The organism is Micrococcus sp. 63XJN7_8_ISO-PGPR-S23-253, from assembly GCF_056173425.1.
The window spans coordinates 383221-409555 of record NZ_CM149673.1 but is presented as its reverse complement, the minus strand read 5'-3'; the positions used below and the strand labels follow the sequence as shown (position 1 = coordinate 409555).

Below are 26335 nucleotides of genomic sequence, written 5' to 3'. Positions count from 1 at the left end.
GTCGCTGGACGATGGGCTATGTTGCATACGTCACATCCACCCCCACGATGAGGATGCCCATGCGCCGCACCCCCACCCTGCTGGCCGCCGCCACCCTGGCCGCCACGCTGACCGCCGCCCCCGTCTCACTCGCCGCACCAGCGGCCCCGGCCGCCCCCGCGAAGGCCCCCGCGGCCACCACGCAGACCGCCGACCGCGGCCTGGGCCCCGGCCTGAACCGCGCCGGCGGCAACCCGAACTCCCCGGAGAAGCTGGTCCGATCCATCTCCTCGGACCACCTCCGCCAGGACATCGAGGCGTTCGCGGCCATCGCGGACGAGCACGGCAACCGCGCCGCGGGCACGCCGGGCTTCCAGGCCTCCCTCGACTACGCTGTGGGCGAGCTCGAGGAGGCCGGCTACGACGTCGAGCTCCAGGAGTTCGAGATCACCTACACCGAGACCTTGCGGGACCGGCTTCAGCAGACCGGGCCCGTCCAGCGTGACCTCGAGCACACCGTCTTCACGTCCTCGCCGTCGGCGCAGGTCACCGACGCCCCGCTCTCCGCCCCCTCCGGTGCTGCCACCGGCTGCGCCGACGCGGACTGGGCCGGCGCGGACCTGACCGGCAGCGTCGCCCTGGTCTCCCGGGGCGACTGCACCTTCGCCCAGAAGTCCCAGGTCGCGGCCGCGGCCGGCGCCGAGGCCGTCATCATCTACAACAACGCCGAGGGCGCACTGAACGGCACCCTGGGCGCCGAGCCGGGCGACGTCGTCGGGACCGTGGGCGTGACCCGCGAGCTGGGCGCCGACCTGCTGGCCCAGACCCGCGGCGGCGGCGCCACCGTCACCCTGGACCTCGAGCAGCTCGTGGAGCAGCGGCCCACCTGGAACGTGCTGGCGGAGACGCGCACGGGCAGCGACGACGACGTCGTGATGCTCGGCGCCCACCTGGACGGCGTGCCGGAGGGCCCGGGCATCCACGACAACGCCTCGGGCGTCGCGGCGACCCTCGAGGTCGCGCGCCAGGCCGCCAAGGCCAACAAGGCCGAGAGCAAGGTCCGCTTCGCCCTGTGGGGCGCCGAGGAGATCGGCCTGCTGGGCTCGCACCACTACGTGGACACCCTGACCGCCGCGGAGCGCGAGGACATCATCCTCTACACCAACCTGGACATGGTGGCGCCGCTGGACCACCAGAACACGCTCGGCGTGCTCACGGCCGACTGGTCGATCGGTGCTGAGTCCCTGCTCGGCGCGCAGCTCGACCGCGACGGCCACGCGCACCAGCCCGAGGGCAGCAACGGCCGCTCGGACTACGCGCCGTTCGTGGACGCGGGCATCGCCTCGACGGGCCTGCTGTCGATCCGCGACGACAACTACCACACGCCCCAGGACGACATCGACAACGTCTCCATCACCACGCTGACCCACACGGCCCGCGCGGTGGCCAACCTGATCGGCACCCTCCAGCAGGACGCCGACGCCCTCGGCACCCGCTGACCCGCGCGGCTCCGTCCGACCCGCAGACGCCGTCGGGGGCGGTTTCGGGTGGTATCCAGGCCGGATACCACCCGAAACCGCCCCCGACGTGCCAGAGGGAGGAGGGTCACGAGCCGTCGGTCCCGGCGTCAGCCCTTGCGGGTCACGGTGAGGCCGTTCTCGCCCTCGACGCGGTCCACGACCACGGTGTCCCCGTCCGCGATCTCCCCGGCGAGGATGCCGCGGGCCAGGCGGTCGCCGATCTCGCGCTGCACCAGGCGGCGCAGGGGCCGGGCGCCGTAGGCCGGGTCGAACCCGGTCTCGGCGAGCCACGCCTTGGCGGCGTCGGACACCTCGAGGGTGAGGCGGCGGTCCGTCAGGCGCGCCTGCAGGGACTCGACCTGCAGGTCCACGATCCGCGTCAGCTCGTCCACGGTGAGCGCGTCGAACTGCACGATCTCGTCCAGGCGGTTGAGGAACTCGGGCTTGAACGCCGCGCGCACCACGGACATCACGGACTCGCGCTTGGCGGCCTCGTCCAGGGTCGGGTCCACGAGGAACTGCGAGCCCAGGTTCGAGGTGAGGATCAGGATCACGTTGCGGAAGTCCACGGTGCGGCCCTGGCCGTCGGTGAGGCGGCCGTCGTCGAGCACCTGGAGCAGGATGTCGAAGACCTCGGGATGGGCCTTCTCCACCTCGTCCAGCAGCACCACCGAGTAGGGGCGACGCCGCACGGCCTCCGTGAGCTGGCCGCCCTCGTCGTAGCCGACGTAGCCCGGAGGGGCGCCGACCAGGCGGGAGACCGAGTGCTTCTCCGCGTACTCGGACATGTCGATCCGCACCATGGCGCGCTCGTCGTCGAAGAGGAACTCCGCGAGCGCCTTGGCGAGCTCGGTCTTGCCCACGCCCGTGGGGCCCAGGAACAGGAACGAGCCGGTGGGCCGGTTCGGGTCCGCGATGCCGGCCCGCGAGCGGCGCACCGCGTCCGCGACGGCGACGACGGCGTCCCGCTGCCCGATCAGCCGCTCGCCGAGGTGCTCCTCCATGGTGAGCAGCTTCTCGGACTCGGCGGTGAGCATGCGGCCGGCGGGGATGCCGGTCCACGCGGAGACCACCTCGGCGATGTCGTCCGCCGTGACCTCCTCGGAAACCATCGGCTCGGTGGTCGAGCGGTCGGCCTCACGGGCGGCGCGGTCCGCCTCCTCGAGCTGCTTCTCCAGCGCGGGGATCTCGCCGTACAGCAGGCGGGAGGCCTCGGCGAGGTCGCCGTCGCGCTGGGCCTTCTCGGCCAGCGAGCGCAGCTCGTCCACCTTGGCGCGCAGGTCACCGGCCTCGTTGAGGGTGGCCTTCTCCGCGTCCCAGCGGGCGGTGAGGGCGGTGAGCTCCTCCTCGCGGTCCGCCTTCTCGGCGCGCAGGGCCTCGAGCCGCTCGACGGATGCCGGGTCCGTCTCGCCCTCGAGGGCGAGCTCCTCCATGGTCAGGCGGTCCACCTGGCGGCGCAGGACGTCGATCTCCTCCGGGGCGGAGTCGATCTCCATGCGCAGGCGCGAGGCGGCCTCGTCCACGAGGTCGATGGCCTTGTCGGGCAGCTGGCGGCCGGTGATGTACCGGTGGGACAGCGTGGCCGCGGCCACGAGCGCGGAGTCGGCGATGGCCACCTTGTGGTGGGCCTCGTAGCGCTCCTTGAGCCCGCGCAGGATGGCGATCGTGTCGTCCACGCTGGGCTCGCCCACGTAGACCTGCTGGAAGCGGCGCTCCAGGGCGGGGTCCTTCTCGATGTTCTCGCGGTACTCGTCCAGGGTGGTCGCGCCGATCAGGCGCAGCTCGCCGCGGGCCAGCATGGGCTTGAGCATGTTGCCCGCGTCCATGGCGCCCTCGGACGCGCCCGCGCCCACAACGGTGTGGATCTCGTCGATGAACGTGACGACCTGACCCTCGGCGGCCTTGATCTCCTCGAGCACGGCCTTCAGGCGCTCCTCGAACTCGCCGCGGTACTTGGCGCCGGCGACCATGGCGCCCAGGTCCAGGCTGATCAGCGTCTTGCCGCGCAGGGACTCGGGGACGTCCCCGGCCACCATCCGCTGGGCCAGGCCCTCGACGACGGCGGTCTTGCCGACGCCGGGCTCGCCGATGAGCACGGGGTTGTTCTTGGTGCGGCGCGAGAGCACCTGCACCACGCGGCGGATCTCGGCGTCGCGGCCGATCACCGGGTCGAGCTTGCCGGAGCGGGCGACCTCGGTGAGGTCCGTGCCGTACTTCTCCAGGGACTGGAAGGTGTTCTCCGGGTCCTGGGTGGTGACGCGCGAGTCGCCGCGCACCTGGGTCAGGGCGGCGGCGAGCGCCTCGAGGCTCGCCCCGTTCGAGCGCAGTGCCTCACCGGCATCGCCCGGATCCGCGGCCACGCCGAGCAGCAGGTGCTCGGTGGAGACGAACTGGTCCGAGCGCTGCTCGGCCTGGGTGCGCGCGTTCTGCACGACCTGCAGGGCGGCGCGCGAGAGCTGCGCCTGGGCCACCGTGCTGCCCTGGGTGGAGGGCAGGCGCCGGATGGCCGAGGAGGCCGCCGTGGAGACGGCGTCGGGGTCGGCCCCGGCGGCCTTGAGGACGGCCACGGCGACGGACTCCCGCTGGTCCATCAGGGCCTTCAGCAGGTGGGCCGGCTCGATCTGGGGGTTGCCGGCGGTGGAGGCGTTCATGGCCGCGGCCGAGAGCGCCTCCTGGCTCTTGGTGGTGAACTTGGCATCCATGTGCGCCTCGCTCCTTCTCTCCCCCGTGTCCCGGGGGTGTCGGACAACCGTCGACGGCGGGCCGTTCCCACCGCCGAGACAAAGTTGAGTCTATGTAGCTCAACCCCCCTCGTGCCAGGGCTATTCCCCCGCGCGCCGGTACGTTGGTGCCATGGCCGGCTCCACAGCAGCGCCCCGGCGCCTCCGCACGTACACCCGACCGCGGGTGTCCCTGCTGTACGTCCTGCGCCGCACCCTGCACCGGCTCTTCGAGCTGCAGGTCTGGGACGTGGCCGCCGCCATGACCTTCTTCGGGGCGCTGTCCCTGCTGCCCACCGTCATCGCCCTGCTCTCCGTGGTCTCGCTGCTGGGCGTCGAGGAGGAGACCGTGGACGCCGCGGCCCACCTGGCCGCCGAGATCTGGCCGTCGCTGACGCCCGACGTCGTCCGCGAGTGGATCCTGACCCTCGGCTCGGCCGGGCCCGGCACCGGCGCCGTCGTCCTGGGGGCCGTCGGCACCGTGGTGTCCGCCTCGGGCGCCGTCGGCGCGTTCCACCGGGCCATGCACCGCATCCACGACACCCGCGAGGGCCGGCCCTTCCTCCACTTCCGCCTCGTGGTCTTCGTCGAGACGCTCGCCCTCATGCTCGGCGCCGTGCTGATCACGATCCTGGTGGTCGTCGGCGGGGACCTCTCCCAGCGCCTCGGCCAGGCCGTCGGCCTGCCGGAGGAGACGGTCCAGACGTGGAACGTGGTGAAGTGGCCGGTCATCCTCGTGGTGATCGCCCTCATCGTGACCCTCGCCTACCGCCTGGGTCCCAACGTCCGGCAGCCCCGTTACCGCCCGCTCTCGCTCGGCGCCGTGGCCGTGGTGGTCCTGCTCTTCGGCGCCACCGTGGCCCTGGGCTGGATCACGGACCGGTTCGGCCAGTTCGCCGTGGTCGGGCGGATCAACTCCGCGATCGGCGTGCTCGCCCTCGCGTGGGTGGCGTGCATCGTGCTGTTGGCCGGGGCCGCCTTCGACGCGGAGGTGCTGCGTGCCCGCCAGCTGGCCGTCGGCATCGACGCCTCCGTCGAGATCCAGCTGGCGACGCGGCACACCGCGGTGCTCGAGGACTCCGAACGGTACGAGGCCCGCAACCGCCGCCTGGCCCGGCTCGTGGCCGACGCCGTACGCGCCGGCGAGAGCCTCACGATCGAGGCCACACCCCTGCTCTCCGAGGAGGGGCGCCTCCTCGCGGTCGAGTCGGGGCAGCGGGGCCCGGAGGACGTCAGCTCGGGCAGCCCGTTCCACGCGGATCCGGTGTCCGACGACGGCGCCCGCCTCGAGCCGACGCCCCGGCCCGACGACTGACGGGTCAGCGCTCCCGCTTCTCGAACGCCTCGACCTGGGCACGCAGCGTCTCGGCCGCGATCTCCTCGTCGAGGCCCACCATGCCGAGGTACACGAGCTCGTCCCCGTCCGTGACGCCTCCGACGGTCATGGTGAACACGGGTGTGTCCATGCCCGAGTTCCCCAGGGAGATGTGGACCGCGTCCGGCACGCCGGGCACCGTCGTGAAGGCCGCCTCGACGCCGTTCGGGTCGCCGAACGTGCCGCACGTGTCGGCCAGCTCGCCGAAGGGCTCCAGCAGATCGGTGCCGTCCTCGGTGACCGCGACCATGCCGAACGCCCCGGCCTGGGAACCGGCCAGGCCGGTGACCGCGGCCGGGTCCACCTCGTATTGGGCCAGCGCACCGCCGAGCCCGGGCGCCTGCTGCGTGTTGATCTGCTCGATGAGGTCCGCGCAGGCGCCCGTGGGGGTGACGCCCGTCAGGCTCAGACTCGTGCTGATCGGCTCACCCCCGCCGCCGACCTGGGTCTCCATGTCCATGAACACGCCGTCGGGCGCGGTCTGAGGCGTGAGCAGGACGTCCTCGAGCGCCTCCACGCGCTCCTCCTGCTCGTCCGTGAGGTCCGAGCCGGCCCCCATCGAGGCGGACTCCGACGCGTCGGCCGACGCGGACGCCGCCACCGAGGACGCGGCGGAGGACGAGGCCGTGGACACCGCCGTCGAGGGAGCCGCGGAGGACGACGTGGACGCGTCCTGCGTGGGGCTCGCGGTCGCGCTGACGGTCGCCGGGGAGGCCGACGACGCGTCGGAGGAGGGAGAGGAGGACGAGGCCTCGCCGCCTCTCCCACCGCAGCCGACGAGCGCGAGGGCGCCCACGGCGAGCAGGGACAGGGGGGCGGCGGTGCGGAGCATGACAGACCTCTCAGACCGGGTGACGACGATGTGACCAGTCTGACAATCCCCACAGCGCACGGCCAGTCTTCCTCTGCCGAGGCGGGCCGCGGCAGGGCCACCGGTCGATCGGCTCGCTCCGCGGGGACGAGTCGTCTCCCGGCGCCCGCCACGGCGCCCGACGCACTACGATGACCACCAATCACGGTGGAACACGTCACTCTGCCGGCTCCCTCCGACCCGCACGCCCGTCCTCCCGACGGCAGCACAGAAGGCACTCCATGACCCGCATCCACCCCCGCCTCCTCGGCGCCGTGGGGCTCACCGCGTCGGCGGCGCTGCTCACCGGCTGCGCGGTCCTCGGCGGCGACGCCGGATCCGCCGGCATCGTGTCCGACGACGACCTGAGCACCTCGTACGGCCTCGTCCAGCCCGGCGTCCTGACGGTCTGCTCCGACATCCCCTACCCGCCCTTCGAGTTCGAGGAGAAGGGCGAGCTGACCGGCTACGACATCCAGCTGGTCGAGGCGGTGGCGGAGAAGCTGGGTCTCGGGGTGAACGTGATCGACTCCTCGTTCGAGGCCATCGAGTCGGGTGCCTCGCTCACCGGCTGCGACGTGAACGCCTCGTCGATCTCCATCACCGAGGCCCGCCAGCGCGTCATGGCCTTCACCCTCCCCTACCTCGACGACGACCTCGTCCTGGTCGCGAAGAAGGGCTCCGGCATCACCGACGTCGAGTCCGCGAAGGGCCGCCGGATCGGCGTGCAGGCCGCGACCACCGGCGACGAGTACGCCCAGCAGAACGGCCTGAGCCCCGTGCAGTTCGAGGACGGCGGCATGCAGATCCAGGCCATCCAGGCCGGCACCGTGGACGCCGCCCTGGGCAACCAGTCCGTGCTGCTCTACTCGCTCAAGGACGACGATCGCTTCGAGGTGGTCGAGTCGCTGCCCACGGGCGAGCAGCTCGGCATGGCGGTCGGCCCGCAGAAGGCGCAACTCGGCTCCGCCGTGAACCGCGCGCTGCAGGAGCTGCGCAACGACGGCACCGTGGCCGAGCTCCAGGAGCGCTGGTTCGGTCAGGCACAGGAGGACTACCGATGAGCACGCAGGCCCCCGTCTCGCCCGCACCGGCCATGAAGCCCGGCCGTGCGCGCCGCCGTCGCCGGCTGTCCCTGATCATCCAGGCGGCCGTCTTCGTCCTCGCCCTCGTCGTCCTGGCCGTCCTCATCGACTGGGGCACGCTCGCCGAGAACGTCCTGAACTTCCCCGCCGTGGCCCCGATGTTCCCCAACGTGATCCTCGTGGGCCTGGGCAACACGCTGTTCTACACGGTCACCTCGTTCGTCGTCGGCCTGCTGGGCGGCATCGTGCTCGCGCTCATGCGCCTGAGCTCGTTCGGCCCGTACCGGTGGCTGGCCACCGCCTACGTCGAGTTCTTCCGCGGCGTCCCCGCGCTGCTGGTGTTCCTCGCCTTCGGCTACGGGGTGCCCTTCGCGTTCGGGGTGTCCTGGCCGATCCCCGTCGTCGTGATGGCGGCCCTGGGCATGGTCTCGGCCGCGTACATCGCCGAGACCCTGCGTGCCGGCCTGCAGGCCGTGCCCCGCGGCCAGATGGAGGCGGCCCGGTCCCTCGGCATGCCGACGTGGCGGGCCATGGTCACCATCGTGATCCCCCAGGCGTTCCGCATCGTGCTGCCGCCGCTCACCAACGAGGTCATCCTCCTGACCAAGGACTCCTCGCTGGTCTACGTGCTCGGCCTGGCCGCGCACGAGTACGAGCTCACCAAGTTCGGCCGCGACGGCATCTCCGCCCTCGACGCCGGCATGACGCCGATCCTCGTGGCCGGCCTGTTCTACCTCGTGATCACCGTGCCGCTGTCCCTGCTGGCCCGCCGGTTCGAGGCCCGTTCGACCAAGAAGGGGCACTGAGATGGCCCAGCAGAACCCCATCACCGGATCCTTCGGCGCGGTGGCCGCCGCGGACGCCGCCGGCGTGCACGTGGCCGGCCTCAACAAGTCCTTCGGCGCCAACCACGTGCTGCGCGGCATCGACCTCGACGTCGCCCCCGGCGAGGTCGTGTGCCTGATCGGCCCGTCCGGCTCGGGCAAGTCCACCCTCCTGCGCTGCGTGAACCTGCTGGAGAAGCCCGACTCGGGCGTCGTCACGGTCGGTGAGTTCACGGTCACGGACGAGGACGTGGACCTGGACGTGCTGCGCCGCCACGTGGGCATGGTGTTCCAGCAGTTCAACCTGTTCCCGCACCTGTCCGTGCTGGAGAACTGCACCGTGGCCCAGCTCAAGGTGCTCAAGCGGGGCAAGGCCGAGGCGGCGGACATCGCCCGTCGGCAGCTGGCCCGCGTGGGCCTGGCCGAGCTCGAGGACCGCTACCCGGACCAGCTCTCCGGCGGCCAGCAGCAGCGCGTGGCGATCGCCCGTGCGCTGGCCATGGACCCGCAGCTGATGCTCTTCGACGAGCCCACCTCGGCCCTCGACCCCGAGACCGTCGGCGACGTCCTGGCGATCATGCGCCAGCTGGCCCGCGACGGCATGACCATGCTCGTGGTCACCCACGAGATGGGCTTCGCCCGCGAGGTGGCCGACCGGGTCGTGTTCATGGACGGCGGCGTCGTGGTGGAGGCCGGCCCGGCCGCCGCGGTGATCTCCGACCCCCAGCAGCCGCGCACCCAGGACTTCCTGCGCCGCGTGCTGCACCCCACCGAGATCGACCTCTGAGCCTGCCCGCCCGGTGGGCGGGCACATGCGTGAGGGGCCCCGCCCGGACCATGGTCCGGGCGGGGCCCCTCACGCGTGCGGCGGAGGCGTCAGGCCTTCTTGCGCAGCTTCTTCAGCTCGTCACGGGCCTCGCGCAGCGCGGCGACCTGCTCCTCACGGGCGGCGTGGATCGCGGCGACCTTCTCGTCCTGGGCGTCGCGGATGGCCTGCACCTTGGCATCGCGGGCGCCCTCGATGCGGGCGGCGCGCTTCTTGGCGGCCTTGCGGCGCTTGCCGGGGCGGTTGGCCACGGAGTCGGCGGTGATGGCCAGGCCGGAGCCGACCAGGAAGATGTCCTTGGCGACGCCGGTGCCCTCCTGGGACGGACGCACGCCGTCCGCCTCGGTCATCTCCGGGGTGTTCAGGTACATGGAGAACAGGCCGCCGGAGAACGCGGTCAGGGCGGAGCCGGCGAGCCAGCCCGGGACGAACGGGGCCAGCAGGGCCGAGCCCACGCCGATCTCGGTGCCCACGAGGAACTTCTTGAACTGCTCCGGCGACAGGTTGGCCAGCGCGGGCAGGCCGCGGGCGCCCATGTCGCGCAGGCCCTGGGCCTGCTCCGCGGAGATGCCGCGCTTGTTCAGGCCGGAGTTCAGGATGAACGCGCCGGAGGCCAGGCGCAGCGGAATCTGGACGATGCTCATGGAGTCTTCCTTCCAGTAGGGCCCGCGGCACGCACGTGGAGTGGGGTGTGGCGCGAACGGTCGGTGAGCGGTCAGCACCTCTGACACTACCAACGGCAGCCCGCTCCCGCCCGCCCGGAGGCGCGACTGTGCGCGCAGAGCGGACGACGTCGGCGCCTCCACCACGTCGCGGAGGCGGTCGATGATGGACAATGGGGCGCATGCTCCCCCTCGTCACACCCCTGAGCGTGGCCGCCGCCGCGCCCACCGACTACGGCTGGCTCGGCAACATCGTCGTGGACATCATGGAGGCGGTCGGCCCGATCGGCGTCGGCCTGGCCGTCTTCGCGGAGAACATCTTCCCGCCCATCCCGTCCGAGGTGATCCTGCCCCTGGCCGGCTTCACCGCGGCCGGCGGCGCCTTCAGCCCGCATGCCGCGCTGGTCTGGGCGACGGTCGGCTCGATCGTCGGCGCACTGGCCCTCTACGGCATCGGCGCGTGGCTCGGCCGCCGCCGCATGTACCGCATCGCGGACCGCATGCCGCTGGTGGACATGGAGGACGTGGCCAAGACCGAGCGCTGGTTCATCCGCTACGGCTACTGGACCGTGTTCCTGGGCCGCATGGTCCCCGTGTTCCGCTCCCTGATCTCCATCCCCGCGGGCATCGAGCGGATGAACCTCGCGAAGTTCACCCTGTTCACGGCGCTGGGCTCCCTCATCTGGAACGCGATCTTCGTCTACGGCGGCTACGCGCTCGGGGAGCGGTTCCACGTCATCTCCGAGTACGCGGACGTCTTCTCCAACATCGTCCTGGTCCTGATCCTGGCCTTCCTCGCGACCTGGGTGGTCCTGCGCCTGCGCCGCGACGCCCGCCGCCGGAACGACCCGGACTGGCGCCCGCCGACCGCGGATGAGATGGCCGCCCGCGTCGAGGCCATCCTGGAGTCCTCCGACCACCGGAAGTGAATCGCATGCGTCCCGTCCTGCCTTCCCCCCGCCGTGGCCGCGCGACCCTCGGCCTGGCCGCCGTCGCCCTGGTGGCGCTGAGCGCCTGTGCTCGCACCGAGCCGCAGCCCGAGCCTGCGCCCGACACGACGGCGGCCTCCGCCCTGCCGTCCATGGACATGGCCCCGTTCACGGTCGAGGTCCCCTCGCACGACCTCGCGAGGGTGCCGGAGGCGAGCGTCGCCGTGCTCGAGGGCGAGGACCCGGACCACCACGGGGCGTGGCTGCAGGTGCCCGGGGCGCCGGCCTGGTCGGAGGCCATGGCCGGGGCCGTGCGCGCCCAGATCGACCAGTACCGCCGGGACACCGACCCCAGCGCGGACCCGCGCCTGGAGATCCAGCCGCAGCTCGCCGTCGTGGCCGAGGACATCGCCGCGGCCCGCCTGCTCGCCACGGAACGGCGCGGCACGGACTCCGTGTCCACCTCGCACGTGATCTGGTACTCGGCCCGCGAGGACCGCGTGCTCGAGACCGCCGATCTCTTCACCCCCGACGGCTGGGACGCGTTCCGCACCGAGGTGCGCCAGCGCATGGCCAACGACCCGGACGTGATCGGCTCGCGCCTGGACTCGGCGGTCGACGCGCCGGAGCAGGTGGAGAACCGTCGCGTCTGGGACGCGGTGGTCTTCCTCCCGGACGGCAGCCTGTTGCTCGAGGCGGACCAGGCGTCCATGGCGCCGGCCGCCGCGGGTGTGCTGACGGTGCGGATCCCCCGGGACACGGCAGCCCCCTGGCTGTCCGACCTGGGCCACGTCGCCGCGGACGCCGCCTCCGCCCCCGCCGACCTGCGTCTGCCGGACCGCTCCACCCCGACCCCCGAGGAGCAGCAGCCGGAGCCCGCCCCCGAGCCGGAGCCCGAGACGTCCTCGTGGACGGAGGAGGCCACCGGCGCACCCGTGACGCCCCCGTCCGCGCCCGCCGACACGGCGGCCCCGACGCCCAGCGCGACCACTCCGGTGCCGAGCAGCACGGCCCCGTCCTCCTCGACCCCCGCGCCCACCCGCTCGGCCACGCCGTCCTCCCCGACGTCTCCCCCCACCTCGTCCTCGCCGTCGGGCACGGGATCCGGCAGTCCGACGCCGAGCACCCCCGACCCGACGCCGACCTCCGCGACGCCGACCCCGACGTCCCCGAGCCCGTCCGGTCCGTCCACGAGCGCGCCGGCCACGGACCCCGCGCCGGACCCGACCGAGTCCGCGCCCGAGCCGACCGCCACGACGGCCTCGGCGCCCGCGTCGCCCACGTCGGGAGACCGCTCCAGCGGCACCCCCTGACCCCGGTGCCGGGCGCCGTCGTCGACCGCGGTCTGCGCCGTCGACGCGTGGCCGTGGCAGGATCGGGGCGATGACTGAGCACCTCCCCCGCCCCCGCCCGGACGCACCCGGCCCCGACGCCGTCCCGCCGCCCGCCGAGCGCGTCCACGCGCACGACCACAATCGGGACAAGGACCCCGCCCTCGTCCGACGGGAGCCGGTCTCCTTCGTCCGGCGCGGTGCGCGCCTGAACGCGGGGCGGCAGGCCGTGTGGGACCGCCAGGCGGAGCGGGTCCTCGTGGACGTGCCCCGCGGCCGCGGCGCCACCTCGGTGGACGCCCAGGCCCGACTGGACTGGGCGGGGGTGTTCGGCCGCGAGGCCCCCCTGCTGGTCGACATCGGCTCGGGGCTGGGCGAGTCCACGGCGCAGGCCGCCGCCGACCGGCCGGACTGGAACGTGCTCGCCGTCGAGGTCTACGTGCCCGGCCTGGCCGCGCTCATGACGCGCGTGGAGCAGCAGGGCCTGGAGAACGTCCGCGCCGTGGAGGCCAACGCCCCCGAGCTGCTGGACGCCCTGCTCACGCCCGGCTCCGTGTCCGAGGTGTGGGTGTTCTTCCCGGACCCGTGGCACAAGAAGCGGCACCACAAGCGCCGCCTGGTCTCCCCCGCCTTCGCGGACCGCGTGGCGCGGGTGCTCGCCCCCGGCGGGGTGCTGCGGCTGGCGACGGACTGGTCGGGCTACGCCGTGCAGATGCGCGAGGTGCTCGAGGCGCACCCGGAGTTCGAGAACCTCTTCCCCGGGCGCGCCGCGGGCGAGGACTCCCCGCTCACGCGGGTGCGCCGCGAGGGCAGGGAGACCGAGGTGGGTGCCCAGCCGCTGCCCGCGGGCTGGGAGCGCGCGGCCGAGGAGGAGCGGCCGCTGCGGGCCGGCCTGGGTGAGGCGCGGGCCGGCGCGGCAGCCGCGGACCCCGTGGACCACGAGGGCGGCTGGGCGCCCCGGTTCGAGGGTCGACCGATCACGAGCTTCGAGGCGAAGTCCCAGCGGGCCGGGCGTCTCGTGTTCGACCTGGCGTACCGCCGCCGCTGAGCACGGGGCCCGACGGGACGGCTCAGGCCGGGGCGACCGGCCCGGCCGGGTCGGCGCCGTCCGGGACGGGCGGCAGCGGCAGGCCGGCGGTCACCCGCGCGGTCGCCGCGAGCGTCACGGACCCGGCGTCCCGGTAGCCCCTCGGGGCGTCCCCGGGGGCCGTCGGCGACCAGCGGGCCGTGTGGTGGCCGCGGACGGCGGCCCCCGCCAGGCCGGGCCGCGGGGCCACCGGCAGCACGGCGGCGTCCGTCCAGTCCCGACGACGGCCCACCGCACGGCCGACCCGGGCGAGGAGGTCGCCCGGGGCCAGGGCGCGGAACACCCGTCCGGACCGCAGGCCGAGGTGCGCGGCCCGGGCTGCCAGGGCGGCGGGCAGCCCGACCGCGCCCGAGACCACGAGGGCCTCGACGGGACGCTCGGCCGGCCACGGGGCCTCGGCGTCGTCGGGCTGCAGGCCCCGGTCCGCGAGCAGGCGCAGGGCGTGCGCGGCCACGAGCGAGCCGTACGAGTGGGCCTCCACGGCCCCGTGCACGGCGGTCCCGCGGACGCGCAGGGCCGGGGCGGCGTCGTCGTCCTCCCCCGGCCCGTGGCGCAGGAACTCCCACCAGGCCCGCACATCCGCGGCGAGCATCGCGCCGCCGCGCCGGCCGGGGCCATCGAGCACCACCCGCCAGGGCGAGGGCGCGGGGTAGCCGAGCCACGCGATGACGACGGGACGGGGTGCGCCGGCGGCACGCTGGGCGGCGGCGAGGTGGGCGGCCTCCCGGGCCGTCCCCCACATGGCCGTCTGGGGGCGGATGCCCATGCCGGAGACGAGCCAGGTCAGGTGGGTGGCGGTCGCGGGGTCCCCCGCGGCGACCACGGCGCGCGGACCGTCCGGTCCGTCGAGGACGTAGTCCAGCAGATGCCGGGCGGGCAGCTGCGGGTCCATGCCCTCCGGCTTGAGGGCGTGGACGATCCCGTCCAGGGCGCTGCGGGCCCGCCGGCCCAGGCCGTCGCGCCGGGCCATGTCGGTGCGCAGCCGCTCTCGGACGCGGGACCGTGCGGCCGCCCCGAACGACGCCCGGCTCAGTCCTGCTCGGGCTGCCACGTGAGCACCCGTCGGGGGACCGCGACGCCGGAGGGCAGCGTCCGCAGGACACCCGGGGAGGCCTGGCCCGCGGCGTCGGCCTCGGTCCGTGCCGCGGCCTGGCGGCGGGCGGCCATCCGGTCGGCGTACCGGGCCGAGACGTCGCCGCCGGAGCCCACGGTGAAGACGCGGGCCAGGCGGGAGGCGTGGTGGAGGCGGTCCACCTGGGCCGACAGTTCGACCACGGTGTCCTGCAGCTGCTCGACCTCGCGCTGCAGCGCGATCACGCGGCGGATGCCCTCCAGCGAGATGCCCTCGCCGCTCAGGGCCTGCACGGTCTGGAGCCGCTCGACGTCGGCCAGGGAGTAGCGGCGGTGCCGTCCGCCCTGGCGGGCGGGGACCACGAGGCCGAGCCGGTCGTACTGGCGCAGGGTCTGCGGGTGCATGCCCGCCATCTCGGCGGCCACGGAGATCACGAAGACGGGGGCGTTCCGGTCAGGACCCCGCTCGCGGCCGCGGTCCGCGCGGGCGGCGCCGTCGCGGGCGCTCACCAGGCGGCCTTCCGGGCCAGCTCCCGCCGCGGATCGTCGCCGGCCAGGGCGGACTGCAGGGCCTCGACGGCGGCGCGGGCGTCGTCGTTGAGCTCGGTGGGCACGGTGACGCGCAGCTCCACGAGCAGGTCACCCGTCCTGTTCCCGCGCTCGACACCGCGGCCCTTCAGGCGCAGCACGCGGCCGGACTGGGAGCCCGCCGGCACCTTCACCTTCACGGGGCGCTCCAGCGTGGGCACCTCGATCGTGGCGCCGAGGGCGGCCTCGGGGAAGGTGACGGGCACGGTGATGCGCAGGTCGTCCCCGTCCCGGTGGAAGAACTCGTGCTCGCGCACGCGCACGGTGACCAGCAGGTCGCCGCGGCCGGCCGCACCGGGCGCGCCCTTGCCGCGGGCACGGACCTTCTGGCCGTCACGGATGCCCTTCGGGATCTTCACCTCGATCGTCTCGCCGTCCGGGGCGCGCAGGGACACCGTGGTGCCCTGGATCGAGCCGCGGAAGGAGATCGTGGTGGTGGCGGTGCGGTCCGCGCCCTTCGTGGGGCGCGGCCGCGCGTAGCCGGCGTCGCCGAAGCCGCCGGGGCCGAAGCCGCCGGTCTGGCCTGCGGCGCCGCCGAACATCCCGCTGAACAGGTCCGACAGGTCGGGCCCGGACTGCGTGGTGCGGGGGCCGCCCCCGCCGCCGAACATGCCGCCGAAGACGTCCTCGAAGCCGCCGCCGTCGGCACCGCCCGGGGCGGAGAACCGGGCGCCGCCGCCCATCGCGCGGATCGCGTCGTACTCCTGGCGCTCCTGGGGGTCGCTCAGGACGGCGTACGCCTCCGAGATCTCCTTGAACTTCTTCTCGGCCGCCTCATCCCCGGGGTTCTGGTCCGGGTGGTGGGTGCGGGCGAGCTTGCGGTAGGCCTTCTTCACATCCGCATCGGAGGCGTCCTTGGACACCCCCAGGGTCGCGTAGAAGTCCTTGTCCATCCAATCCTGCGAGGCCATGGTGCCTCCTCTCGTGTGTATCGGTCAGGGGGTCGGCCGGCGGCGGGGTGGGCCGCCGGCCGACGGGGTCACTCGTCTCCGGCGGAGACCATCACCTGGGCGGCGCGCAGCACGCGGCCGTCCCGGAGGTAGCCGTTGCGGAAGACCTGGACCACGTGGTCCGCGGGCACCTCTGCGTGCGGCTGGCGCATCACGGCCTCGTGCACGGCCGGGTCGAACTCGACGCCGGCCAGGGCCTCCTGGTCGTGACGCTCGAGGCCGAGGCCGGCCAGGGCGGTGTCGAGCTTGGTCGCGATGGCGGCGAACGGACCGTCCGTCAGGTCGCCGGCGGCGCGGGCGGCGTCGATGTCGTCGAGCACCGGCAGCAGCGCGGTGACGGCCTTGAGCACGCCGGCGTCCCTGGCCAGGTCGCGGTCGCGGTCCACGCGGCGCTTGTAGTTCACGTACTCGGCCTGCAGACGGCGCAGGTCGGTCTCGAGCTCGGCCTCGCGATCCGAGGCCGCGGGCTGCGGCGCCTCGGCCCCGGCCTCGTCGAGGATGCGCTCGGCCTGGGCGAGGGCGTCGCCGTCCTCGGCCTGCTCGGCCGCGCTCTCGGCGGAGACGCGGGGCTCACCGGTCTCGGGGTCGATGCGGCGACGGTCATTGAACACGATGGGCTCCTCCTCGGAGCCGCGCTCGGCGTCGGAGGAGCCGTGCGGACGCTGCTGGTCGGCGCTCATGGTGTGTCCTTTCGAAGCGGGTGGGCGCGGCGGGTCCGCCGCGCGGGGGGGTGGTGCGGGAAGGCCGGCGGGCCGGCCTGGCAGGGACGCTGCCGGGCCGGCCCGCCGGCGTCGTGGGCCTCCGGGCGGGGCGGGCGTGGACGCCCGCCCCGGCACCGGGGTGTCAGGCCTTCTTCTCGTCGTCCTCGTCGACCACCTCGGCGTCGACGATGTCCTCGTCGTCGCCCTGCGGGGCGGCGGACTCGGCGCCGGCGTCGGCCGACTCCGCGCCCTGCTGGGCGTAGAGGGCCTCGCCGATCTTGACCTGGGAGGCCTGGAGCTTCTCGAACGCGGCGGCGACCTCGTCGTCGTTGTCCTGCTTCTCCAGGGCGGCCTTCAGAGCGTCGACGTCGGCCTGCACCTCGGTCTTGACGTCCTCGGGCAGCTTGTCCGTGTTGTCCTGCAGGAGCTTGTCCACGGAGTACGCGGACTGCTCCGCCTGGTTGCGGCGGTCGGCGGCCTCACGGCGCTTCCTGTCCTCGTCCGCGTGGGCCTCGGCGTCCTTGACCATGCGGTCGATGTCCTCCTTGGACAGCGAGGAGCCGCCCGTGATGGTCATCGACTGCTCGGTGCCGGTGCCCTTGTCCTTCGCGGAGACGTGCACGATGCCGTTCGCGTCGATGTCGAAGGTGACCTCGATCTGGGGCATGCCGCGCGGGGCCGGGGCGATGCCGGTCAGCTCGAAGGTGCCCAGCGCCTTGTTGTCCCGGGTGAACTCGCGCTCGCCCTGGAAGACCTGGATGGACACGGAGGGCTGGTTGTCCTCGGCCGTGGTGAACGTCTCGGAGCGCTTGGTCGGGATGGCCGTGTTGCGCTCGATGAGCTTGGCCATCACGCCGCCCTTGGTCTCGATGCCCAGCGACAGCGGGGTCACGTCGATCAGGAGCACGTCCTTGCGCTCGCCGGCGAGCACGCCGGCCTGCACCGCGGCGCCGATGGCGACGACCTCGTCCGGGTTCACGCTCTTGTTGGGCTCCTTGCCGCCGGTCAGCTCCTTCACCAGGTCGGAGACGGCGGGCATGCGGGTCGAGCCGCCGACGAGGACCACGTGGTCGATGTCGGAGACCTTGACGCCGGCCTCCTTGATGACGTCCTCGAACGGCTTGCGGGTGCGCTCGAGCAGGTCCTTGGTGAGGTCCTGGAACTTGGCGCGGGAGAGGTGCTCGTCCAGGTGCACCGGGCCCTCGGGGGTCACGGACAGGTACTGCAGCGAGATGTTGGTGGAGGTGGCCGAGGAGAGCTCCTTCTTGGCCTGCTCCGCGGCCTCCTTCAGGCGCTGCAGGGCGATCTTGTCCTTGGACAGGTCCGCGCCCTTGGACTTGGCCTGCTGGAGCAGCCAGTCCACGATCCGCTGGTCCCAGTCGTCGCCGCCAAGGCGGTTGTCGCCTGCGGTGGCGCGCACCTGGATGGTGGCGAAGTCGTCCTCGTCCTTGGCGACCTCGAGCAGGGACACGTCGAAGGTGCCGCCGCCCAGGTCGAAGACCAGGATGAGCTCGTCCTCCTTGCCCTTCTCCAGGCCGTAGGCCAGGGCGGCCGCGGTGGGCTCGTTGATGATGCGCTTGACGTTCAGGCCCGCGATCTCGCCGGCCTCCTTGGTGGCCTGGCGCTCGGCGTCGTTGAAGTAGGCGGGCACGGTGATCACCGCGTCGGTGACCTTCTCGCCCAGGTACTCCTCGGCGTCGTGCTTGAGCTTCATCAGCGTGCGGGCCGAGATCTCCTGCGGGGTGTACTTCTTGCCGTCCACCTCGGTGGTCCAGTCGGTGCCCATGTGGCGCTTGATGGACGCGAAGGTGCGCTCCGGGTTGTTGACGGCCTGGCGCTTGGCGACCTCGCCGACCAGGACGTCCCCGCCCTTGGAGAACGCGACGACGGACGGGGTGGTGCGGGCGCCCTCGGCGTTCGCGATGACGACCGGGTCGCCACCCTCGAGGACGGCGACGACGGAGTTGGTGGTGCCGAGGTCGATGCCGACTGCACGGGACATGGTGGGGTCCTTCCTGTCTGACGGTGAAGCGGGGGCCGGACCCGCGGGCCGGGGGCGCCGGCGCCGCAGGGACTTGAGCCTTCATGACTCAGGTTGCCACCGGGGTGGTGGACTGTCAAGTGAACCTGAGTCGACTTCACTCACTTCTGCTTCTGCGGGGGTCAACGCGGGCCGTCCGCGATCCATTCCCGGGCCCCGGGTCCATCCCTGATCCGTCCCGGTGCAGGCGCCCGGCCCTGGAAGCGCGGGGGTCTCGCGCGGTTGGATGGCAGATCACGGGGCGTCGCCGACGGCGCGCCCGTCCCGACAGAGAAGGAGCACCACCATGGCCGAGAAGAACGCCGCCGAGTACACCGTCCCGGGCCTGTCCCTGAGCACGGGCCGCCGCACCGCCGAGATCCTCCAGGGTCGCCTGCACGCCCTCAACGACCTGCAGCTCACCCTGAAGCACGCCCACTGGAACGTGGTGGGCCCCGGCTTCATCGGCGTGCACGAGATGCTCGACCCCCAGATCGAGCTGGTCCGCGGGATGGTGGACGTCCTCGCGGAGCGCATCGCCACCCTGGGCGTCTCCCCCGCCGGCACCCCGGGCGCGCTCGTGGCCGCCCGTGCGTGGGACGACTACACGCTGGGCCGCGCGACGACCCTGGAGCACCTGGCCGCGCTGGACCTCGTCTACGACGGCGTCGTGACGGACCACCGGGCCGCGATCGACGCCACCGAGGACCTCGACCCGGTCACCCAGGACATCCTCATCGACCAGGTGGCCCAGCTCGAGCTGTTCCAGTGGTTCATGCGCTCCTTCCTGACCACGGACGACGGCCGCCTGAGCAGCGCGGGCGCGGCCACGGAGGCCGCCGCCGCGGGCCGGGTGAAGGACGACCAGGCCGCGCCCGCCCCGCAGGGCGCGCGCTCGAAGAAGTCGGATGCCAAGAAGGCCACGGCCTCGAACGCGAAGAAGTCCAAGAAGAAGTGACCGCGCGCCCCTGAGGCGCCCGCATGCACGGAGGGCCCGACTGCACCGCCGGTCGGGCCCTCCGTCGCCGTCCGGGCTCAGGCGGCCCGCGCCGGCCACCAGACGCGCGGGCCGATGTCCCGGACGAGCGCGGGGATCAGCAGCGTGCGCACCACCAGGGTGTCCAGCAGCACGCCGAAGGCCACGATGAACGCCAGCTGCACCATGAACATCAGCGGGATCACCGCGAGCGCGGCGAAGGTGGCCGCCAGCACGACGCCGGCCGAGGTGATGACCCCGCCCGTGACGGTGAGGGCGCGCAGCACGCCCGCCCGTGTGCCGTGCCGCGGCGTCTCCTCCCGCGCCCGGGTCATCAGGAAGATCGTGTAGTCGATCCCGAGCGCCACGAGGAAGACGAAGCCGTACAGCGGCACCGTGGGGTCGGCGTCCTCGAAGCCGAACACGTGCCGGAACACGAGGGCCGAGACGCCCAGGGCCGCACCGAAGCTGACCACGGTGGCCGCCACGAGCAGCACGGGCGCCAGGAGCGAGCGCAGCAGCACCGCGAGGATGACCAGCAGCATCGCGAGGATCAGCGGGATGACGACGCGCAGGTCGCGCTGCGTGGTGACGTTCGTGTCCAGCGCCTGGGCCGCCGGGCCGCCCACGAGGATCTCGCCCGAGGTCGAGAGGTCCGCGAGCCGGTCGCGCAGGCGGGCCACGGTCTGCTGCGCGGCGAGGGACTCGCCCGGGTCCGCCAGGGTGGCCGAGACCCGCACGCGGCCGTCCACCACGCGAGGCTGCGGCTCCGGCGCGGACGCGGCGCCCGTCCCGCCCTCCGCCTCGAGCGCGCCCGGGGGCGGGCCCGCGGCGGTCCCGGGGGCGTCTGCGGTGACCTCGGCCTCGGCCACGCCCGGATCGTCCGCGACGGCGGCGAGCACCGCCTCCGCGTCCCCGGCCGGCGCGAGGATCTGGGCGGGGGCGCCCGCGCCGGCGTCGAAGTGCTCGCTCAGCAGGGCCTGGGCCTGCCGGGCGTCGGAGTCGCCGAGCAGCACGTCCTCCTGGGCGACGCCGTCCGCGCGCAGCTGCAGCAGACCGCCGCAGAGGGCGAGGAGCACGACCGTCGTGGCGACCCAGACGAGACGGGGCCGGCGCGCGACGACGGCGCCCACCCGCGTCCACACCCCGTGGTCCTCCTCGAGGCCGGCGACGGGTCGGCCCGCGCCGTCGAGCGGCGGGGTGAAGGCCCAGCCCCGGGCGGCATGGCGCTCCGCGCGACGGCGAGCGCGCTCGGGGGACGGGATCGTGGGCCAGAAGGCGGCACGCCCGGTCAGCCGCAGCAGCGCCGGCAGCAGGGTCAGGGCGGCGAGCCACGCGAACGCCACGCCGGTGGCGGCCACGGGGCCGAGGGAACGCGTCGAGTTGAGGTCCGAGGCCATCAGGATCAGCAGGGCGAGGGCCACGGTCGAGGCGGACGCGGTGATCGCGCCGAAGGACCCGCGCACGGCGGCCCGCAGCGCCTCCCCGACGTCCGCGCGGACCAGCAGCTCCTCGCGGTGCCGGGCCACGAGCAGGAGGCAGTAGTCGGTGGCCGCGCCGATCACGAGGATCGAGAGGATGCCCTGGGCCTGGCCGTTGAGCTGGATCCAGCCCGCCAGGGCCATCCCGTAGACGGCCACGATCGCGCCGCAGAGCGCGGCCACGGCCGTCAGCAGCACGAGGACCGGCAGCAGGACGGAGCGGTACACCGCCACGAGGATCACGAACACCACGACGAGCGCCACGAGCAGCAGCAGCCCGTCGATCCCCGCGAATGCGCCGCCCAGCTCCGCGACCAGGCCCGCCGGACCGCCCACGTGCCACTCGGTGTCCGCGGCCACGGTGCCGGCGAGGGCGGGGTCGGCGCCCGCCGGGTCCGCCACGACCTCCCGCAGGTCGGCCACCACGTCGGCCACGGGCCGCTCGGCCCCGGCCGAGGAGTCGACGAAGGCCAGGAACTGCACCGCCGCGCCGTCGTCGGAGGGGATCGGGCCGGCGACGTCGGTCACGCCCGGCACCTCGCCCAGCCGGCCCGCGAGGTCCGCGAGCGCGGGGAAGGCGGCCGCGGGGTCCGCGGTGCTCGCCGAGCCCACGACGACGGCGGGCACGGCCTCGCCGTCCTGGAAAGCCGCCGCCTCCTCCCCCGCGCGGGTGGACTCCGCCGACGCCGGCAGGAAGGTGGCCTGGTCGTTCGAGGAGACGTCGCCGATCCTGCCGAACACGGGGCCGCCCAGGCCGAGCACGGCGAACCAGACCACGGCGAGCGCCGCGGCCAGGCCCAGCCGCAGCCCCCGGGAGGGACGCCCCGGCGCGGCGGGGGTGCGGTAGGCGGAGAGGTCAGGCGGGGTGGGCATGCCACCGAGCGTAGGGGATGGTTCGATGATCAAACAACCATGGGGGCTGGCTAGACTCCCGGCCATGACCACGCAGCCCCCCTCCGCCCCCGCGGAGCACCTCGCCGTGGTCCACGCGCTGCGCGTCTTCAGCGAGAGCGCGGAGCACGCCGTCGACGAGGCCGGCCGCGGCGTCGGCCTGCACCGCACGGACCTCAGAGCCCTCGCGTACCTGATGGCCCGCGCGACGGCCGGTGAGCCCGTCACGGCCTCGGACCTCGGCGCCCACCTGCACCTCACCCGGGCCTCGGCCACCGCCCTCGTGGACCGCCTGGCCGCCGCGGGCCACGTCCGCCGCCGCCGGGACGAGGGCGACCGGCGGCGCGTGCTGGTGGAGCACACGGACACGGCCCGCCGCGACGGACAGCGCGCATTCGAACCGATGTCCCAGCGGCTGAGCGCCGCCCTCGAGGGATTCTCCGCCGCGGAGCTGCGGGCTGCGGTGCGGGTGCTCGAGGCGGCCACCGTCGCACTGACGGACCCCGCACCGGAGGACCCGTGACCCGACCGGCGCTCATCGGCCTGGACGGCCGCTCGGGGTCGGGCAAGACCGTCCTCGCCGCCGCGCTCGCGGCCCGGATCGCACCGTTCGCGCGGGTCGACGTGATCGCGATCGAGTCCATGTACCGGGGCTGGGACGGACTGGCCGCGGCGGTGGGCGACGACGGCCCCTATCCGGCCGTCGTGCGCGCGCTGCGGGAGGGCGGCACGGCGACCTGGACCACGTGGGACTGGCACCGCGCCGCACCCGGTCCGCCACGGCGGACCGCGCCGGCCGACGTCGTGGTGTGCGAGGGCGTGGGCGCGCTCAGCACCGCCGCCCGACCGCTGCTCGACCTGGCGGTGTGGCTCGAGCTCGAGACCCCCCCGCGACGCACGCGGGCGCTGGCCCGGGACGGCGACACCTTCGCCCCCCACTGGGACCGCTGGGCCGCACAGGAGGAGGACTACCTGGCCCGGCACGCCCCGCGCGCCGCGGCGGACCTGATCCTGCGCCTGCCCTCCACCTGACGGCGGCGCCGCCCGGACCGGAGCGGTGCGCTCCGCTTAGGTGTAGCATCGGAGGCGGCGCGCCGCGTCCGGCCGCGTCCCACCCCAGCGCACGGAGACCTCCCCTTCCCATGGCGACACTGCTCTACCGTCTCGGCCTCGGCGCCGCCCGCCGCCCCCTCCTCGTGATCCTCGCCTGGGTGCTCGCCCTGGCCCTCGCCGTCGGCGGATTCCTCGCCTTCGGCGGCACGCTCTCCTCCACCGTCACCATCCCCGGCACGCCCACCGCCCAGGTCACGGACCGCCTCAAGGAGGAGTTCCCCGAGGCCTCCCGCGGCAGGGGCCAGGTCGTGTTCACCACCCAGGACGGCTCCCCCCTGACCGACGCCCAGCGCGAGCAGATCACCGCCCTGCTGGACGACGTCGCCGAGCAGCCGGCCGTGGAGGGCGTCGTGGACCCGTTCGAGGCCCAGGCCCAGCGGGACGACGCCCGCACCCGGCTCGACGAGGGCCGCACCGAGCTGGCCGACGGCGAGCAGCGCCTCGCGGACGGACGCCAGGAGATCGAGGACGGCCGGGCCGAGCTCGAGCGCCGCGCGGCCGAGGCCGACGCGGGCGAGCAGCGCCTCGCCGAGGCCGCCGCCCAGCTGGACGAGGGGCAGGCCACGCTCGACGCCGCGCGCGCCGACCTCGAGGAGCGCGGCCTGGAGGCCCTGCCGGCCGACGCCCTGGCCCCGCTCCGGGAGGCCGAGCAGAAGGTGGCCGACGGCCAGGAGCAGCTCGACGCCGGCCGCGCCGAGCTCGAGGAGCAGGCGGAGCGCCTCGAGGCCGGGCAGGCCGAGATCGACGCGCGGCGTCAGGAGCTCGAGGCCGGACAGGCGGAGCTCGGCGACCGGTGGACCGAGCTCGAGGCCGGACAGGCCGAGCTCGACACCCAGGCCGAGCAGCTGGCCGCGGGCCGCGCCGAGCTCGAGCAGGCCCGGGACGCCGCACTGGCCGAGGCCGAGGCCGCCGGCATCCCGGCGGAGCAGGTCGCCGCGCAGTTCGCCGACCAGGAGGCGCAGCTCGCCGCCGGCGAGGCACAGCTGGCGGCCGGTCAGGACCAGGCCGACGCCGCCCGCGCCCAGCTGGAGGCCGCCCAGGCCGAGGCCGACGCGGGCGCCGAACAGCTCGCGGCCGCCCAGGCCGAGGCCGACGACGGCGCCGCCCGACTCGCCGCCGGCCGGCAGCAGCTGCAGGAGTCCGAGGCCGAGCTCGAGGCCGGCCGCGAGCAGGTGGCCGCGGGACGGCAGCAGGCCCTGGACGCGGCCGAGGCTGAGCTGGACGCGCAGCAGCAGAAGATCGACGAGGGCCGGGCCGAGTACGAGCGTGGCGTCGCCGAGCTCGAGGACGGCCGGGCCCAGCTGGCCGCCGGCGCGGAGCGCCTGGACCAGGCCGAGGCCGACCTCGCCGACGGCCGCGCCGAGCTGGACGAGGGCCGCGTCGAGGCCGAGCGCGGCGAGCGCACCCTGGCCCTCGCGGAGGACTTCCGCACCGTGTCCGAGGACGGCAGCACCGCCGTCGGGATCGTCACCTTCACCACGCCGACCCTGGACGTCACCGCCGAGGACAAGGAGGCGGTCACCGGCGCCCTCACCGGCGCGGACATCGACGGCGTCGCCGTGCATCCGTCCCAGGAGCTCAACGCCACCGTGCTCTCCCTGCTCGGCCCGGGCGAGGTCGTGGGCCTCGTGGTCGCCGCGATCGTGCTGGTGGTCATGCTCGGCACCCTCGTGGGCGCGGGTCTGCCGCTGGTCAACGCGCTGGTGGGCGTGGGCGTGGGCGCCTCCGGGGCGCTCGCGTTCTCCTCCGCCGTGGAGATGATGTCCGTGACCCCGGTGCTCGGGGTGATGCTGGGCCTGGCCGTGGGCATCGACTACGCGCTGTTCATCGTCAACCGGCACCGCCACGAGCTGCGGCGCGGCACGGACCTGCACGAGTCGATCGCGCTGGCCACGGGCACCTCCGGCAACGCCGTGGTGTTCGCCGGCGTGACCGTCGTGATCGCCCTCGCGGCCCTGAACGTCACCGGCATCGGCTTCCTGGGCCTGATGGGCACGGTGGGCGCGGTCTGCGTGGCCGTCGCCGTGCTCGTGTCGATCACCCTGACCCCGGCCCTGCTGGCCCTGGCCGGCCCGCGCGTGCTCTCCCGCCGGGAACGCGCCCGGCTCGCCGACACCTCCCCGGCCCTCGGCGAGGGCGCCCACGCCGTGCGCCGCGCCCACCGCCGCGCCACGCTGTCCACGCCGACCGCCCTCGCCACGGCGCTCGCCTCCGTGGCCCTGCTCGTCCTCGTGGCCGTGCCGTTCTGGTCCATGCGCCTGGGCCTGCCGGACGGCGGCTCCGAGCCCGAGGGCTCGGACTCCCAGCTCGCCTACACGCTCACGGCCGAGAAGTTCGGCGAGGGCTACAACGGCCCGCTCGTGGTCACCGTGGACCTGCCCGCCGGCCTGGACGAGGGGCGCGCCACGGACACCCAGCTCGACGTCGGCGAGCAGCTGGCCGCCCTCGACCACGCGCACGCCGTGGTGCCGGCGGGCTTCAACGAGGACCGCACGGTCGCGATGTACCAGGTGCTGCCCGAGGAGGGGCCGAACGCGGTCTCCACGGAGGAGCTCGTGCGCGAGCTGCGGGCCCTGGACCCGGCCGGCGACGCCTCGAACCTGGGTGTGGCGGGGGCGACCAGCGGCTTCATCGACGTCTCGGACACCCTGGCGGATGCCCTGCCGCTCTACCTCGGCGTAGTGGTGGGCCTGTCCCTGCTGATCATGATCCTGGTGTTCCGCTCCATCCTGGTGCCCCTGATCGCCACCGGCGGCTTCATGCTCTCGGTGTTCGCGGCGATGGGCGGGGTGGTGGCCATCTACCAGTGGGGCTGGCTGGACGCCCTGTTCGGCGTCCACAACCCGGGCCCGGTGCTCAGCTTCCTGCCGACCATCATGGTCGGCGTGCTGTTCGGCCTGGCCATGGACTACCAGCTGTTCATCGCCTCCGGCATGCGCGAGGCCTACGCGCACGGCCTGCCGGCCCGCCAGGCGGTGCTGTCCGGCCTGCGCTCGGGCCGCGCGGTGGTGATGGCCGCGGCGATCATCATGATCTCCGTGTTCGGCGGCTTCATCTTCGCCGAGGACGCGATGATCCGCCCGATGGGCTTCGGTCTGGCCTTCGGCGTGCTGCTGGACGCGTTCCTCGTCCGGCTGCTGCTGATGCCGGCCCTGATGCACCTGCTCGGGGACGCGGCGTGGTGGCTGCCCCGGTGGCTGGACCGCATCATGCCGGACGTCGACGTGGAGGGCGCCCAGCTCGAGCGCGCCCACACCCCGGGGCACCCCTCCGGCCCCGCCCCGGACGGCGGCGCCCACCGGGCCTGACCGTCCCCCCTGACGCCCGCCCCCGGCCCCGATCGGCCGGGGACGGGC

Annotated in this window: 21 protein-coding genes; 12 read left to right on the top strand and 9 right to left on the bottom strand. The window is 74.2% G+C overall.

Annotated elements, in window-relative coordinates:
• The first annotated feature begins 59 nt into the window (after nucleotides 1-59).
• On the top strand, nucleotides 60-1478 hold the full coding sequence (locus AC0VX4_RS01920) for a M20/M25/M40 family metallo-hydrolase (protein ID WP_475464502.1): 1419 nt from the start codon (nucleotides 60-62) through the stop codon (nucleotides 1476-1478).
• A 128-nt stretch (nucleotides 1479-1606) separates the two neighbouring features.
• On the opposite strand, the gene clpB is transcribed toward AC0VX4_RS01920, so the two are convergent.
• The gene (clpB, locus tag AC0VX4_RS01915; RefSeq protein WP_002853975.1) at nucleotides 1607-4201 is read right to left on the bottom strand and encodes an ATP-dependent chaperone ClpB; all 2595 of its coding nucleotides are present in this window, start codon (nucleotides 4199-4201) and stop codon (nucleotides 1607-1609) included.
• A gap of 151 nt (nucleotides 4202-4352) precedes the next feature.
• On the opposite strand from clpB, the gene AC0VX4_RS01910 reads away from it, so the two are divergent.
• Nucleotides 4353-5534 carry a YihY/virulence factor BrkB family protein gene (locus tag AC0VX4_RS01910; RefSeq protein ID WP_036334112.1) on the top strand — a complete coding sequence of 394 codons (1182 nt, stop codon included), beginning with the start codon at nucleotides 4353-4355 and terminating at the stop codon, nucleotides 5532-5534.
• Nucleotides 5535-5538: 4 nt separating this feature from the next.
• On the opposite strand, the gene AC0VX4_RS01905 is transcribed toward AC0VX4_RS01910, so the two are convergent.
• On the bottom strand, nucleotides 5539-6426 hold the full coding sequence (locus AC0VX4_RS01905) for a hypothetical protein (protein WP_241179199.1): 888 nt from the start codon (nucleotides 6424-6426) through the stop codon (nucleotides 5539-5541).
• A 260-nt stretch (nucleotides 6427-6686) separates the two neighbouring features.
• On the opposite strand from AC0VX4_RS01905, the gene AC0VX4_RS01900 reads away from it, so the two are divergent.
• Genes AC0VX4_RS01900 through AC0VX4_RS01890 form a run of 3 tightly spaced genes read left to right on the top strand, consistent with a single transcriptional unit; the run spans nucleotide 6687 to nucleotide 9140 of the window.
• A complete protein-coding gene (locus AC0VX4_RS01900) occupies nucleotides 6687-7508 on the top strand; it encodes an ABC transporter substrate-binding protein (RefSeq protein ID WP_002853969.1) in 822 nt (273 codons plus the stop codon).
• Nucleotides 7505-8335, top strand: coding sequence for an amino acid ABC transporter permease (locus AC0VX4_RS01895; protein WP_002853968.1), 831 nt, complete (start codon nucleotides 7505-7507; stop codon nucleotides 8333-8335). The genes AC0VX4_RS01900 and AC0VX4_RS01895 overlap by 4 nt, the downstream gene beginning before the upstream one ends.
• A gap of 1 nt (nucleotide 8336) precedes the next feature.
• Nucleotides 8337-9140, top strand: coding sequence for an amino acid ABC transporter ATP-binding protein (locus tag AC0VX4_RS01890; RefSeq protein ID WP_002853962.1), 804 nt, complete (start codon nucleotides 8337-8339; stop codon nucleotides 9138-9140).
• An 89-nt stretch (nucleotides 9141-9229) separates the two neighbouring features.
• Here AC0VX4_RS01890 and AC0VX4_RS01885 read toward each other — a convergent pair whose 3' ends face one another.
• On the bottom strand, nucleotides 9230-9823 hold the full coding sequence (locus AC0VX4_RS01885) for a hypothetical protein (RefSeq protein ID WP_002853955.1): 594 nt from the start codon (nucleotides 9821-9823) through the stop codon (nucleotides 9230-9232).
• Nucleotides 9824-10023: 200 nt separating this feature from the next.
• Here AC0VX4_RS01885 and AC0VX4_RS01880 point away from each other — a divergent pair, with 200 nt between their 5' ends.
• From AC0VX4_RS01880 to trmB, 3 genes are all read left to right on the top strand, one after another.
• Complete coding sequence (locus AC0VX4_RS01880) at nucleotides 10024-10770, top strand: DedA family protein (protein WP_206395882.1); 747 nt, start codon at nucleotides 10024-10026, stop codon at nucleotides 10768-10770.
• 5 nt (nucleotides 10771-10775) lie between these two features.
• Nucleotides 10776-12083, top strand: coding sequence for a hypothetical protein (locus tag AC0VX4_RS01875; RefSeq protein WP_145032717.1), 1308 nt, complete (start codon nucleotides 10776-10778; stop codon nucleotides 12081-12083).
• 70 nt (nucleotides 12084-12153) lie between these two features.
• Complete coding sequence (gene trmB / locus AC0VX4_RS01870; protein WP_002853950.1) at nucleotides 12154-13149, top strand: tRNA (guanosine(46)-N7)-methyltransferase TrmB; 996 nt, start codon at nucleotides 12154-12156, stop codon at nucleotides 13147-13149.
• Nucleotides 13150-13171: 22 nt separating this feature from the next.
• Here the strand turns inward: trmB and AC0VX4_RS01865 are convergent, their stop codons facing one another.
• From AC0VX4_RS01865 to dnaK, 5 genes are all read right to left on the bottom strand, one after another.
• Nucleotides 13172-14239 carry an alpha/beta hydrolase gene (locus AC0VX4_RS01865; RefSeq protein WP_240008929.1) on the bottom strand — a complete coding sequence of 356 codons (1068 nt, stop codon included), beginning with the start codon at nucleotides 14237-14239 and terminating at the stop codon, nucleotides 13172-13174.
• Nucleotides 14218-14769, bottom strand: a complete 552-nt coding sequence (locus AC0VX4_RS01860) for a heat shock protein transcriptional repressor HspR (protein WP_002853945.1) — start codon at nucleotides 14767-14769, stop codon at nucleotides 14218-14220. Before AC0VX4_RS01860 ends, AC0VX4_RS01865 begins: the two co-directional genes overlap by 22 nt.
• The gene (locus AC0VX4_RS01855; protein WP_044658851.1) at nucleotides 14766-15758 is read right to left on the bottom strand and encodes a DnaJ C-terminal domain-containing protein; all 993 of its coding nucleotides are present in this window, start codon (nucleotides 15756-15758) and stop codon (nucleotides 14766-14768) included. Before AC0VX4_RS01855 ends, AC0VX4_RS01860 begins: the two co-directional genes overlap by 4 nt.
• A gap of 68 nt (nucleotides 15759-15826) precedes the next feature.
• Nucleotides 15827-16477, bottom strand: coding sequence for a nucleotide exchange factor GrpE (locus tag AC0VX4_RS01850; protein WP_044658850.1), 651 nt, complete (start codon nucleotides 16475-16477; stop codon nucleotides 15827-15829).
• A 163-nt stretch (nucleotides 16478-16640) separates the two neighbouring features.
• On the bottom strand, nucleotides 16641-18500 hold the full coding sequence (gene dnaK / locus AC0VX4_RS01845) for a molecular chaperone DnaK (protein WP_044658849.1): 1860 nt from the start codon (nucleotides 18498-18500) through the stop codon (nucleotides 16641-16643).
• Nucleotides 18501-18825: 325 nt separating this feature from the next.
• Here dnaK and AC0VX4_RS01840 point away from each other — a divergent pair, with 325 nt between their 5' ends.
• Nucleotides 18826-19476: a Dps family protein gene (locus AC0VX4_RS01840; RefSeq protein WP_002858398.1), complete on the top strand. Its 651-nt coding sequence runs from the start codon at nucleotides 18826-18828 to the stop codon at nucleotides 19474-19476.
• Nucleotides 19477-19553: 77 nt separating this feature from the next.
• On the opposite strand, the gene AC0VX4_RS01835 is transcribed toward AC0VX4_RS01840, so the two are convergent.
• Nucleotides 19554-21848, bottom strand: a complete 2295-nt coding sequence (locus tag AC0VX4_RS01835) for an MMPL family transporter (protein WP_475464501.1) — start codon at nucleotides 21846-21848, stop codon at nucleotides 19554-19556.
• 64 nt (nucleotides 21849-21912) lie between these two features.
• Here AC0VX4_RS01835 and AC0VX4_RS01830 point away from each other — a divergent pair, with 64 nt between their 5' ends.
• From AC0VX4_RS01830 to AC0VX4_RS01820, 3 genes are all read left to right on the top strand, one after another.
• Nucleotides 21913-22389, top strand: a complete 477-nt coding sequence (locus AC0VX4_RS01830) for a MarR family winged helix-turn-helix transcriptional regulator (RefSeq protein ID WP_002858392.1) — start codon at nucleotides 21913-21915, stop codon at nucleotides 22387-22389.
• Nucleotides 22386-22898: a nucleoside/nucleotide kinase family protein gene (locus AC0VX4_RS01825; RefSeq protein WP_475464500.1), complete on the top strand. Its 513-nt coding sequence runs from the start codon at nucleotides 22386-22388 to the stop codon at nucleotides 22896-22898. Before AC0VX4_RS01830 ends, AC0VX4_RS01825 begins: the two co-directional genes overlap by 4 nt.
• Nucleotides 22899-23008: 110 nt before the next feature.
• Nucleotides 23009-26287, top strand: coding sequence for an MMPL family transporter (locus tag AC0VX4_RS01820; RefSeq protein ID WP_475464499.1), 3279 nt, complete (start codon nucleotides 23009-23011; stop codon nucleotides 26285-26287).
• Nucleotides 26288-26335 lie beyond the last annotated feature (48 nt).